This window comes from Lysinibacillus sp. FN11, assembly GCF_024628845.1.
GTDB classification, from domain to species: Bacteria; Bacillota; Bacilli; order Bacillales_A; family Planococcaceae; genus Lysinibacillus; species Lysinibacillus capsici.
Window position 1 is genome coordinate 981,195 of record NZ_CP102383.1, and the last position, 13,027, is coordinate 994,221.

Here is a 13,027-nt window from a genome sequence, read left to right on the forward strand (position 1 = left end):
TGAATACTTTGGATGCTTTAGATCTAAAAGAAAGGATTATAGATGATGATAAAGTTAGATTAATCCTAGAAGAATTGGGAATGCATTCAATTGAATCTAATAGTAGGTATTATTCTTGTGGTATGCCTGACGGTGATAATCAAAATTCCACCGTAGTATACAAAGACAATTTAAAGGTTGATGCATATACAAGAAATATAAAAGATGCTTATGGGAACAGCGATATTATTTCATTAGTATCATACATAAATGAATCATATTTTTCAGACAGTTTAAAGTGGATATGCGATGTTTGTGGATACAATTACTATGAAAAACAGCAACCTAAGTCAAAATTAGCAGCATGGACAAGAGATATGATAAGAGTGAAGAATAGAGAAAGAGAATCTGTCGACGAACATCTTGAGCCTATAGATGAAGAAATTTTAAGTTATTACGGTTTATATGTGACTGATTTATTTAAAAATGATGGAATAGGTTATCACACACAAGAAGAATTTGAATTGGGTTATGATATTGAATCAAACATGATTACTATACCGATTCGAGATGAATTAGGGAATTTAGTAGGGGTTAAAGGAAGGTTGAATAGCGAAGTTGTTCTACCACATGAAAACAAATACATATATCTACACCCTTGCGCTAAGACTAAAATTCTTTATGGTTTAGACAAAGCGAAACATTACATATTAAAGCAAAAAGAGGTAATAGTATTGGAGGCTGAAAAAAGTGTTCAGCAGTTATGGGATAAGGGGATAAGAAATGCAGTTGCTATTGGCGGTCATAAATTATCAAAAACACAAGTAAAGAAACTAACTTTGTTAGGTGTGAGAATTGTAATAGCATATGATAAAGGAGTAGAAATAGGAAGAGATGGACTCATAGATAAGAGTTTTTATCGTGATGAATTTGATAAGTTTATGAAGAGTCAAGAATTGTATTGTATTTATGATACAGAGAACCTATTAAAAGACAAGGAAAGCCCTAGTGATAATTTTGATAATTGGAAGAAGCTTTATAAAGCAAAAAGAAAGGTGCGTGGTTGATTGTTTAAATACGAATTAATCGGAGACAATGATTACATATTTGATATTGTTGGTACTCTTTCACAAAACAGAAATGTATCAAACCTTCACGACTATCTTGATTTAGATAAATCGGTTACTCAGGATTGGAAAATATTAAAGAATATACATAATGTTAAAAATACAATTGCTAAACATATCGATAATGATTCAAATATACATATAGTTGTTGATGCAGATGCAGATGGTTACACCAGTGCATCAATATTGTATCAATACTTAAAATTACAAAATGAAGAATTAAACATTACTTATCATATACACGATAAAAAAACACATGGAATTTCTAATGTAAGCGATGATTTAGAAATAGATTTACTACTAGTACCAGATGCCTCATCAAATGAAGAAGAAGAACATAAGCGATTTTATGAAAAAGGCATAGATGTAGTAGTAATCGATCATCATGAAATTGATTGTAAAGAAAGTAAATATGCAACGATTGTTAATCCATATTTAAACAACGAAGGTAACCTATCGTTAAGTGGCGCAGGAATTGCATATAAAGTATGTCAGGCATTAGATGACCATTATGGTACTGATTTTGCAGACCACTTCTTAGATTTGGTGGCAGTTGGGAATATTGCAGATATGATGTCTCTAAAAGAATTAGAGACACGCTATTTAATTAATGAAGGTTTATTAAATATTAATAACTCCTTTTTGCAAGCATTAATAGCCAAACAAGATTACTCAATGAAGAGTAAATTAAATCCAACTACAATAGGTTTTTATATTGCACCACTTATTAATGCCGTTACTCGTATAGGTACTATCAAGGAAAGAGAAGATATGTTTAAGGCATTTATTGAACATAAAGAGCTTGTGGAATATAAGCCTAGAGGAAAAAATAAGTCAGAATTAGTTCCATTTATAAGTGATTTCGCAAGACAATGTGTAAATATAAAGTCTCGACAAGATCGAGCAAAAAACAAGATGGTTGATAATATTATCGAGAACGTAAATGTTAATGAGGATGACAAGATTGTATTGCTAAAAGACATGCAAATTGATAACGGTTCGAAAGGTTTAATTGCAAATCAATTAGCAAGCAAATTTATGAAACCTATTATTATCGTAGACTACAATAAAAAAGAAGATTTGTATACTGGTAGTGGTCGTAGTTACGGAGGATTTGATGAATTAAGGGACATATTAAATGATAGTGAACACATTGAATACGCTAAGGGTCATGGATCAGCATTTGGAATAGGAATCAGCAAGGAAAATATTGAAGGTGTTTCAACACATTTAAATGATATGATGTCTAATGTTGATTTTAGTAAGAAGTATAAAGTTGATTTTTTAATACCTTTAAAATCAATGAATTCATCTATTATCGAAGAAATTAGTGAGCTTTCTCCTGTTTGGGGTAAAGATATATCTGAGCCAAAGATTGTAATTAATGATTTTAAATTAAATGATGTGAACCTAGAAATCATTGGTTCTAAATTAGATACAATTCAAATGCAGCGTGGAAATATTACGTACATAATGTTCAAACAGAATGAAGATGTTATTTTAAAATTAAAAAATACAAAAGAAATTGAGATTGTTGGAACATGTAGTGTTAATAAGTATAAGGAGATCAAGCAATATCAATTTATTATTGATGATATAAATATTATTAAGTAATGGAGGTTATAACTTGGACAACTATACTATCTACCACCTTCATTCTATGCTATCAAATTTAACAGCAGGGACAGGAGCAGACAGTATTACAAGGTTTGATGATTATCTAGACTTGGCACAAGAATATGGTATGTCTGCTATTGCATTTTCCGAACATGGCAGTGTTATGAATTGGGTTAAAAAGAAACAAGAGACAGAAAAACGAGGACTAAAATACATTCATGCAAATGAAATTTATCTTACAAAGAAAGTTAATTATGCTTACCCAAAGATTGATGAGGAGTTCAGTTCTGTGTCAGAAATTGAAAACTATATTAATAGATTTCATAGCGAAATAAAATTTGATCGAGAAAAAGTTAAGTTAGTCAGAGAACGAGATAATTATCATTTCATGACTATTGCTAAGAATGAGGCAGGAGTAAAAGAATTAAATAAACTCACATCTGGATCTTTTGATAAAACAGATGGGCACAATTATTATAATCCTCGTATGCTTTTTGACGAATTAAAAAATACATCAGACAACATATTAATGACATCTGCATGTTTAGCTTCTCCGATATGGAGGCTCTATAATAATGCATATGAAAAGATAAATGGTATTTTACATATAAAAGATCAACGTCTTCATGAAGAATATGAGGATTTAATGCAATTTTTTGTAAACAATAAGCATAGAATGTTTTTTGAAGTTCAGTATCACACTCATCCAGAACAGATTAAATTTAATAAGATGTTGTATCAATTATCAAAAGAGACAGGGATACCATTGATTGCAGGGACTGATACGCATTGTTTAAACAAACAACATGCAAAAGGTAGACAAATCCTATTAGACTCTAAAGGTGCTAGTTATGGAGATGAAGATAAGTTTGATTTAACAATGAAATCTTACAAAGAGCTAGTTGATATGTTTGAAATTCAAGGAGCATTAAGTCGAGATGTTTATTTGGAAGCTATCCATAACACAAATGTCATGGCTGAAATGGTAGAAGAGTTTGATTTAGATTACTCCGCTAAGTATCCTGAGTTATATGACAACCCAGAGAGTCGTTTCAAAGAACGAATCAATGAAGGTTTCATAAATCGTGAACTGGTAAAATTACCGAAAGAAGAGAGAAAAGTGTACTTAGATCGAGTGCGAGAAGAATACGATACATATGAGAAATTAGACGCAATCAACTATATGTTATTGCAGGACAATATCATTCAATGGTGTCACAAAGAGGGGATCTATCAAGGTTATGGACGAGGATCTGTAAATGGTTCATTGATTGCCTATTTATTAGGCGTTACTGAGATGGACAGCATCAAACATAACCTCAACTTCTTCCGTTTCCTCAATCCAGAACGTATAAGCTTAGCTGATATCGATATAGACTTTCCACCATCTAGACGACAAGAAGTTATTGATTATGTAGCATCTTTGGCAGAGCAATATAAAGGAAAGATATACTTTGCAGAAATCATCACTTTTAATACGATAGCAGAAAAAGGAACTATACGAGATGTTGGTAGAGCATTAAAAATGCCGAATGATATTATTGACGAAATAGCCAAATCAGTAGATAACGGTGGGATAGATCGATACAGAAATAAATACCATGAACTATTTGAGTATGTGGATTTAATCAAAGGGACTATTAAATCAATGGGGAGTCACCCATCAGGATTTATTGTTTCACCAACGCCGTTAGAAGAAAACATTTCAACTATTTATACAGAGAAGAGTAAATATCCTGTTACTTCTATTAATATGAAGGAATTAGATGGCTTAAATTATGTCAAATTAGATATCTTAGGTTTAGATAATATAGAACTGATTAACGATGCTTGTGAAATGGCAGGAATCGAACGGTTAACTCCTGATAACGTGAAAGCTGACGATGTAGAAGTGTGGAAATCATTAACAGATTCGACTGTAGGCGTATTCCAGTTTGAATCCCCATCTGCTTTCGATTATGTTAAAAAACTGTTTAGTAATAGTTCTTTAAATAGAATAAAGTCTAATGTTGGTGATATTGATTATATCAGTTTACTATCTATGGCTAACGGTGCTATCCGTCCAGCAGGAGATTCTTATCGTTCTCAATTGGCAAATGGATATGTGAATGATAATGGACACGAAGCATTGAATGAGTTTTTAAAATCTAATTTAGGATATTTGATTTTTCAAGAGGATATTATGCGCTTCCTCACAGACTTCTGCAATCATACAGGTTCAGAAAGTGACAGTGTTCGTCGAGGATTAGCAAAAAAAGAAGGAACAGAACAATTTTTACCTAAAATCAGAGAAGGATTCTTGCAACTAATGAAGGATAAGTATAATGAATCCGAAGAATATTCAGAAAGAATCTTACAACAGTTCTTAGAAGTAATTAAATCAGCAAGTGATTATGGATTCTCTTTAAATCATAGTCAACCTTACTCGTACATTGGTTACGTCGGGGCATATTTACGATATTATTATCCTAAAGAATTTATTGCAACGGCATTAAACGTATTTGAGGATGATAAAGATAAGAGTGCAAGCGTAATAAATTATGCCAAAAATAAAGGTATACACATTGAGCCAATAAAGTTTGGCAAATCAAAAACTAAATACGTATACGATAAATCTGACGGTAAAATATATAAAGGATTAAAATCAATTTCGTATATGAATGATAAGGTTGCAGATGAACTATATGATTTATCAATCAATAATTGTTATTTGAATTTTATTGCATTGCTTGAAGACATTACGACTAATACCTCAGTAAATACAAATCAAACAAAAATTCTAATTCGATTAGGATTCTTTAGTGAATTTGGTAATACTAAGCATCTTGAAATGTTGCTTGTTAAGTTTCACGAACGTTTTAAGAAGACACATAAATTAAAAACTAAACTCCAAAGGCTGACAGAGATTGCTGAATATGATAAAGCATTAATTAATGTTGAGGATTATTCAATTAGCGAAAAAATCTTGTATGAGTTGGATATATTGGGCTATGCACAAACCATTGATAACACATTCCATAAATCTAATGTAATAATTACAGATATCAATGCTAGATATTCACCAACATTAAAATTGTATGTAGTTAGCAGTGGCTTAGAGGTAGAGTTAAAGATTAATAAAGGTTTATTTTATGATGGTAGTGGCGACACACTATTGAAAGTTGGTGATCTGATAAAGGTTATCAAGGTTGAAGCGAAGCCAAAAATGCAAAAAATTGATGGTAGTTGGGTTGCTTCAAATATTATGCAGAATTGGTTATCTTCGTGGGAAATAATTCAGAAAGTATAAAAAATTAACAAAATACATAAAAGTTTAAATAAAAATTAAATATTATTGAAAGTAAGGTGTTTCGATGAAGAGTCCTATTAAATGGGTAGGTGGCAAAAGTAAACTACTCAAAGTTTTATTACCTTTGATTCCAGAACATAAAGGGTATGTTGAAGTTTTTGGTGGTGCAGGTTGGTTATTATTTGGTAAAGAAAAATCCAAGTGGGAAGTGTTAAATGATTTAGATAATAATTTAATGAATCTGTGGGAAGTAATTAAAAATAATAAAGATGAGTTTATATCTAGTTTTGAATATACGTTAGTTAGTAGAAAAACATTTAATGAATATAAACAAATCTATAAAAATAAACACTATAAAGATAGTATGCATCAGGCACATATTTTATACTATCTGCTCAAAGCAGGTGTTGGCGCTAGTTTACCAGATGGAGGTGGGTGCGGTTTTGGTATAGCGAAAGATAATAGTAGATTGAGATTAGAAGATATAGGAAAAGACATAAATGAGGCTTATATGAGATTAAAGAAAGTAACAATTGAAAATCGTGATTTTAAAGATATTATTAACTCATTTGATTCAGAAGATTCATTTTTCTATTTAGATCCACCGTATCGAGCTACTGCTAGAGCGTCATATCCAGTAGGCGAGTTTACTGACACCATGTATAAGGATTTACGAGATTGCTGTTTCAATATTAAAGGAAAATTCCTTTTAACTATAAACGATGATGAATACATAAAAGAATTATTTAAAGGCTTTAATATCGTTAATCACGAAGTTTATTATGGTATTTCGAAACAGAATGCAGGTCGAATTAATTTTAAAGAATTAATTATTACAAATTATAAAATTACATAAGTGAATTAAAATAAAAGAAACCTATTATGAAAGGGTTGATGATATGGAAACCAAAGAGTCTATGATTCAAAAGATTTTAGATAATAATTTCGTCAATGATGAATTTACGGCAGAGGGAGTTATGAGAGTACTTCCTAGACGTTATGATAGGTATGGTAGAATGTACGGATGGGATGATGAGGAATTCTATATTAGAGCATTCATGTACATAAGAAATATTAAAGGCTTCAAAGTGTATTTGAAAGATAAACAAATTAAATAAAAGGAATATATTGTTGAAAGTAGGCGATCTAATGGTATTCGACAGTATGATTGAAAGGTTAAGGAATGGCATAGAGGTAGAGTTGGAACCAGTTGATATAACTGAAGAATTTCAATGTGAATATGAGAAGTATCGAGAAAGAGCGAAGGACAGATGTATTGATGAAAAATTAGATTAAATGATATTCATCTTTTATTTAAATAAATACAAAAAACGGAATGGAGAATGAACTAATATGACAAACGAAAAATTATTTAAAGTGCCAGTAGGGGATTGGTCAGATGATGGACATGGAAAATGTGAGAATTACTATGTTGAAGCTAACTATTCAGCAATTGAAATGAGACAAGCGTATAAAGATACATGTAAAAAGATTGGATTACAATTACATTACGGTGAGGATTATACAGGAATTAAGAATATGGAGAGATATAATAATTGGAGATACTTACTATCTGAATATGAACAGTCAAGTATTTGTGAAGAAGCTGTTGAAATTCTACTGAATCATGGATTTGAATTCAGTCGAGTAGACGGAGAGACAGATGAAAATGATAATTACTTAGTTCAAGAAGCATATTTTAGTTCAGAAGGAGTTTTCGATTTATTCATGTGGTTTATAAAATATAGTATGCCAAGCGATTTCGAATACAAACAAGTAACTCTTGATGCAGAACCTATCGTTGGATATTGGAATAAAGAGTTAAATCACCAAGTTGGATATGGAGTATTCTATTAGAGTTCCATAATACACGCATATTAATGAAAGGATGATCAATACCTTTGGGAATTTACTCTTATGGAAATTATACTGAAAAGACAAATATTCAAGATGACAAAGTGTTAATAGAGTATTTAGAGATAATCAATAAGAACCGTACATATCCTATCGTAGTAAGACAAGAGTTTCATTTTAAGAAACATTTCTTATCATCAAGAAAATATAATTGGTACGAGGTATTTGTAGATATGGGGAATGGTGAACGACAACACTTATATAGATGTGTAAATAGAGATATTGTTGAAGCTTATTTATGGGGTAATGTTCATGGTACTGAGGCTAAATAAAATCACACTATTATAAAAGAATGGAGAGATTGATATTTTAAATAAATATCGTATGGTTTTCGATAATGAGACAACAGGATTTATGTTAGGTTACATTAGACAGAATATTTATAAGAAGTATCCTTATAAGAAATTAGCTAATTCAAGTCTACTATCAAAATTTAGGGTTAAAAAAACTGAAGATGAAATTCAATACATAACAAATAGGGTATCTAAAATTCCTTATGTTTACCATTACAAATATGAATTGTATTTTAAAGATAAGCTTATTGCTCAATTACCTAATCTGGAGATCAAAGCATTTGATTCAAAGAATAACAAAGAGTATTTAGAATTAAGAAATAAGCAAAGCAAGATATTTAAATAAGGGGGAAGATTGATGTTGAATTTCGTAAATACAAAAATAGTCGAAGAAGATAAGCATATTGGAGTTGCAATTTATTACATTAACTTTGAAAAAGCTTCAGAATTAATTGATGAGTTATTAAAGTATGAAAATGTCGTTCGAGAACGTAAAAGTAGAGACTATCGTGAAGTCATTATTGATAAAAATGGATATGAGGTAGTATTGAAAACTCTACCAATGAGCGATTCTACACGGGGTAATAAACATCATTATTCATTTATTGATAAATACTCATTAAGTGATGATCGTGGCATGGAATTTTTAAATAATCGAATTCTAACTTCTACAGTTGATTACAATATGAAAGAGGAATATAGATTGGAAGGACATTATGAACCTAGATTGCTTTTATATTGAAAATACATAATCTTAAAATCATTGTAAACACTGGATATTGGAATACTTAAATTTTCATAAAAGATTAGTATTATCAAATACATAATTGGAGTTGAGTCTTATGCAAGATGGGAAAACATTAACCGAACAGAATGTATGGGAACATTATAAAAAGGTGGAAGCAGAAAACTTTCACCTCAAGAAACAACTCATTAATAAGAATAGGCAAATTAAGCAGCTTAAACGTGTGATTAGTGCATGGAAAGGCAAGTATGAAAAGTTTACTGAAAATCGTAAACCTAAGTACAAGAATACAATTAGAAGAAAATAAGGAGGAAAATTAGATGGAAAGTGTAAAAATTAATATTAAATGTGAGACAGGTATTTTTGATCGTGATGAAGTAGAGATGAATCAATATCTTGAATTAGTAGATGAAGATGTAAGTAAATTACTACCAGATAATAAATTTATCGGTGTTAAAGTAATTATTGAAAAATAAAATAGGTGGCGACTTACGCTAGAGGAGAACAATTAATATGAAGAATTTCTTAATGGATGTAATGGATTTAAAAGTGTTTGATGATAAAGGTAAATTTATCACAAAGTTAGACACTGCTACAAAAGGTATATTAGTACATACTGATCAAGCATCGTATTTCGCAATTAATATTACAGACTTTAATATCGATATGATAAAAGCTATTGGAGAAGTTAACAATACTGAAACCTTAACTGACTTCGAAAAAGAATTAACTCCTAAATCAACTAAAATTAAATTTAAACCACTATATAACCATGAAAATGCGAAGCAGTTTAAGTTGATTGCTGAAGGTATCTTATACAATAACCTTGGAGATCCATCTCATGATTTTAAAGTAGTAATCAATAATTCAGTATTAACATCTGGTTTAGAATTTGAATTTAGTAACGTTGATATTAACGAATACACTCATGTATTTAGCATTCATGTGGATAAGGACGGAAATAGCTTTGAATTAGAATTGATTGAAAAATAATTAGTAAATATATTAGGAATATGGTGAAAATATTACTTTATTATCATATTCCTAATATGAAATTTAGATAAAATGACAATATTATTGGAAAATCAGGAGGGTAATTATGTTTCCATATATAGATAAACGTATTAAAGAATTATCTAATCAGATTAGTATTTTGCTGGATGAAGCTGAAGACCCTTATCTTAGGTACAATAGAAAAAAGAAGAGAGAATTATATGATCAAATAGATGTTCTTGAAACGATCATAAGGATATTAGAGGGTAGATGTATCTAATGAATGGACTGTGAATTTGAAAGAGAAGAAAATGAATAATTAAATAATATTTTGATTTTATAAAAGAAAACGAGGCAAGTGAATATGAAAATATTAAAAGCAATAAAGAAGTATTTATTTGGAGAAGGTTTCGAAGTTGGAGAGACTGTCTATTGGGAAAATAGATATCATCCTGAATTTACAGGAGAATACAAAGCACTAGATCAATGTGTCAAATTGCTACAAAAAGTTAAGGATAGCTATGAAGCACCTAGTTTAATTGGTACTGTATTAGGCTATAAAGTTAAATAAAAACCATATTTTACGAAAAGGAATTACTAGAAAGGGCTGATCGTATGACAGTAATGACAATTTTAACAGCAGATGACTTGTCCAATGTAAAAGTAGAAATCAAGAATGTTTCAGTAAAGTATTATAATTATCATGAAAATATTCCAGAAGAACTCTATTCACGCTTTAAATCAGATTTACCTTCTAAGATTATCTTTGGTTCAGAAAATGTTTATACAAAGTCATTTACAAAGATACTGTATGATAATGGATATGAATTATCGGAAAATGGAGATGTTCTTGTTATTAATAATGATGACATTTGTTATGCTACTTTAGAAAAAGAAGTTGAAAATATGCTAGGACAATTCACACTAGAAATTATTGATGAGTATGATGCTGAAACTATACAAAATTTACTATTGAAGAGTGGGTATGTCATTTCATCTAAAATTACTAATGATAATACATTTATTACAATCCATGAAAAATTAAATTAATTATAAGTGAAAATACATAAAATTAGAAAGTAGGGAAGTTTATTTCTGCAAGAGAATCGCACAATTACATAATTGTCATATGAGATTCGAATGAGAAGTGTTTGTAGAGAATAAGCGAATAAATGAAAAAGCTTAAAAAGTCTGTGACAGTTCCAACTATTATCGTATGCACCCTTGGTTGGGGAGTATTTGCATCTAAAGCTATACAAGAGAATCATAAGGAAGAGAGTAGTAATGTACATAAATACACTTCTGATGAAGTTGAGAAAAGGTTAGCTGCTTACCGATTTATACCACTTTTCGACAATATTAAAAAAGAATACGAACGCTTAAAAGAAGAGGAAAGAAAAAGGTTGGAGGAGTTAGAACGCCAACGCTTAGAGAAGGAGAGACAAGCTAAACTCGAACAAGAAACATTGACTAGGATTGAAAAAGAAAGACAATTAGCTGAAGCCAAGAGAATTGAGGAAGTTAAAAAGGCTGAACAGGTGCGATTAGCAAATGAAAATAAAAAGCAGCAAGTACAAAATGTTAATAGTAATAAACAAGTGGATACTGGTACTCAATCAGGGTGGATTAATGCTGAATTCACAGCTTACACTGCATATTGTCCAGAGGGCTGTACTGGTACATCTGCTAGTGGTGTCTTCATAGGTAACTCTGAATACTATCAAGGTTATAGAGTTGTGGCAAGCTATAAAGGACTTCCACTATACACTTTATTAGAATTAAAATACCCTAATGGTACAACAGAAAATGCAGTAATCTTGGACAGAGGTGGAGCAATATCTCATACAGGAATTTTAGATGTACTAGTTTCTAGTGAATCTAAAGCTAAGCAATTTGGAAGAATCAATGGTCAATATAGAGTAATTGGGAGTTTAAAATAAATATATAATTATTGAGTAGAGATTGATAATACTCTTTCTCTGCTCAACTATCAAGGAAGGTGAATAATTGTTGAAGTTTAGAAAAAGAATCAAGTGGATAAAAAAGACGATGAAACTAAAAGTTAAATTAAAGGATTTATGCTTTAAGAAACCATTTTACAAACATTTATATCAGCACATTAAAGATGAATTTGCTTACAACAATAAAACTGCCATTAGATATTATATGGACGCAAATACATTGCGTGATGAATCGTTTAAATTTGAAATTGAACTATATCACAAAGTACATTGTTCTCCGTTTGATTCAAGATATTTAGAAACAATTTTCATATTCACAAAGAATTACATTAGCGAAAAGATTAGTAAATACTCTGATCTCCAATTTATTTATGGTGAAGATGATTATGGATTATATTTTGAAGTAGCATATATGGATGGATACTAAAAATAATATTAATAAATACATAATTTATACTTGTAATTATGAAATGTGATGTTATAATAATCACATACCAACAAAAAAAGGAGATGAGAATATGAAAATTAGTGATTCAGCATTAGAATATTATGGCTATAAATTTGTTAATAGTAAAATTCGTGAAACTAAAGGTATTACTTTCGAGGAATACCTCAAACGAGAGTTAGGTGATTAATTTGACCAAAGATACTTTAAAAGAAGTCATTCAGTTTGAAAAGGATTTAGCTTTTGTTAGAGACTTTTTAGATAAGCTACCTAAAGAGGTTGAATATTTATCACAATTAGTTGATCAGAAGCAGCGTGAACAAGAAGACTTATTACATCATATTGAGTTCGAAACTTTACCTGCTAATAAAGGATATGAAGCGGATCGTAAATTACATATAGTTAGAAATGAACGCAGGAAAGCCAAGGATATGTTGGATGTCATGAAGAGTGCATATGACAAGTTAAAACCAAAGCTTCCAAACATAAGTATTTTTAATAATACATTAGGTGATGTAAGAGGAATTATTAATAAGCAAAAGAATAGGAAGTATAAGCCTAGAGAACTGACAGACATTACATATGGAAGTAACAATACATATACAAATACATAGGGATTGCGGTGATTAATATAAATTATATTGTAGTAGGAACTGATTGTAGT

18 protein-coding genes are annotated in these 13,027 nt (G+C 30.3%); all 18 read left to right on the forward strand.

What is annotated here, in order from left to right; genetic code table 11:
* Positions 1 to 8: 8 nt before the first annotated feature.
* The 18 genes from NP781_RS04960 (at position 9) to NP781_RS05045 (ending at position 12,977) form a co-directional block, all read left to right on the forward strand.
* Positions 9 to 1,046 carry a hypothetical protein gene (locus tag NP781_RS04960; RefSeq protein ID WP_257521601.1) on the forward strand — a complete coding sequence of 346 codons (1,038 nt, stop codon included), beginning with the start codon at positions 9 to 11 and terminating at the stop codon, positions 1,044 to 1,046.
* Entirely contained in the window at positions 1,047 to 2,720 is a 1,674-nt protein-coding gene (locus tag NP781_RS04965) for a DHH family phosphoesterase (RefSeq protein ID WP_257521602.1), read from the forward strand. It abuts the gene before it with no gap.
* Positions 2,721 to 2,733: 13 nt separating this feature from the next.
* On the forward strand, positions 2,734 to 6,012 hold the full coding sequence (locus tag NP781_RS04970) for a PHP domain-containing protein (RefSeq protein WP_257521603.1): 3,279 nt from the start codon (positions 2,734 to 2,736) through the stop codon (positions 6,010 to 6,012).
* 64 nt (positions 6,013 to 6,076) lie between these two features.
* Positions 6,077 to 6,868: a DNA adenine methylase gene (locus tag NP781_RS04975; protein WP_257521604.1), complete on the forward strand. Its 792-nt coding sequence runs from the start codon at positions 6,077 to 6,079 to the stop codon at positions 6,866 to 6,868.
* Positions 6,869 to 6,911: 43 nt separating this feature from the next.
* Complete coding sequence (locus NP781_RS04980; RefSeq protein ID WP_257521605.1) at positions 6,912 to 7,130, forward strand: hypothetical protein; 219 nt, start codon at positions 6,912 to 6,914, stop codon at positions 7,128 to 7,130.
* A gap of 31 nt (positions 7,131 to 7,161) precedes the next feature.
* Positions 7,162 to 7,308, forward strand: coding sequence for a hypothetical protein (locus tag NP781_RS04985; RefSeq protein ID WP_257521606.1), 147 nt, complete (start codon positions 7,162 to 7,164; stop codon positions 7,306 to 7,308).
* Positions 7,309 to 7,365: 57 nt separating this feature from the next.
* The gene (locus NP781_RS04990) at positions 7,366 to 7,869 is read left to right on the forward strand and encodes a hypothetical protein (protein WP_257521607.1); all 504 of its coding nucleotides are present in this window, start codon (positions 7,366 to 7,368) and stop codon (positions 7,867 to 7,869) included.
* 44 nt (positions 7,870 to 7,913) lie between these two features.
* The gene (locus tag NP781_RS04995; protein WP_257521608.1) at positions 7,914 to 8,198 is read left to right on the forward strand and encodes a hypothetical protein; all 285 of its coding nucleotides are present in this window, start codon (positions 7,914 to 7,916) and stop codon (positions 8,196 to 8,198) included.
* Positions 8,199 to 8,577: 379 nt separating this feature from the next.
* On the forward strand, positions 8,578 to 8,961 hold the full coding sequence (locus NP781_RS05000) for a hypothetical protein (protein WP_257521609.1): 384 nt from the start codon (positions 8,578 to 8,580) through the stop codon (positions 8,959 to 8,961).
* Between the two features lie 100 nt (positions 8,962 to 9,061).
* Positions 9,062 to 9,271, forward strand: a complete 210-nt coding sequence (locus NP781_RS05005) for a hypothetical protein (protein WP_257521610.1) — start codon at positions 9,062 to 9,064, stop codon at positions 9,269 to 9,271.
* Positions 9,272 to 9,284: 13 nt separating this feature from the next.
* Positions 9,285 to 9,440 carry a hypothetical protein gene (locus NP781_RS05010; RefSeq protein ID WP_257521611.1) on the forward strand — a complete coding sequence of 52 codons (156 nt, stop codon included), beginning with the start codon at positions 9,285 to 9,287 and terminating at the stop codon, positions 9,438 to 9,440.
* 37 nt (positions 9,441 to 9,477) lie between these two features.
* Complete coding sequence (locus tag NP781_RS05015; protein ID WP_257521612.1) at positions 9,478 to 9,957, forward strand: hypothetical protein; 480 nt, start codon at positions 9,478 to 9,480, stop codon at positions 9,955 to 9,957.
* Between the two features lie 106 nt (positions 9,958 to 10,063).
* Complete coding sequence (locus NP781_RS05020; protein ID WP_257521613.1) at positions 10,064 to 10,237, forward strand: hypothetical protein; 174 nt, start codon at positions 10,064 to 10,066, stop codon at positions 10,235 to 10,237.
* Positions 10,238 to 10,321: 84 nt separating this feature from the next.
* Complete coding sequence (locus NP781_RS05025; protein WP_257521614.1) at positions 10,322 to 10,528, forward strand: hypothetical protein; 207 nt, start codon at positions 10,322 to 10,324, stop codon at positions 10,526 to 10,528.
* 44 nt (positions 10,529 to 10,572) lie between these two features.
* Positions 10,573 to 11,007 carry a hypothetical protein gene (locus NP781_RS05030; protein WP_257521615.1) on the forward strand — a complete coding sequence of 145 codons (435 nt, stop codon included), beginning with the start codon at positions 10,573 to 10,575 and terminating at the stop codon, positions 11,005 to 11,007.
* A gap of 122 nt (positions 11,008 to 11,129) precedes the next feature.
* On the forward strand, positions 11,130 to 11,897 hold the full coding sequence (locus NP781_RS05035; protein ID WP_257521616.1) for an RlpA-like double-psi beta-barrel domain-containing protein: 768 nt from the start codon (positions 11,130 to 11,132) through the stop codon (positions 11,895 to 11,897).
* Positions 11,898 to 11,964: 67 nt separating this feature from the next.
* The gene (locus NP781_RS05040; protein ID WP_257521617.1) at positions 11,965 to 12,345 is read left to right on the forward strand and encodes a hypothetical protein; all 381 of its coding nucleotides are present in this window, start codon (positions 11,965 to 11,967) and stop codon (positions 12,343 to 12,345) included.
* Between the two features lie 209 nt (positions 12,346 to 12,554).
* Positions 12,555 to 12,977 carry a hypothetical protein gene (locus NP781_RS05045; RefSeq protein WP_257521618.1) on the forward strand — a complete coding sequence of 141 codons (423 nt, stop codon included), beginning with the start codon at positions 12,555 to 12,557 and terminating at the stop codon, positions 12,975 to 12,977.
* Positions 12,978 to 13,027: the final 50 nt, after the last annotated feature.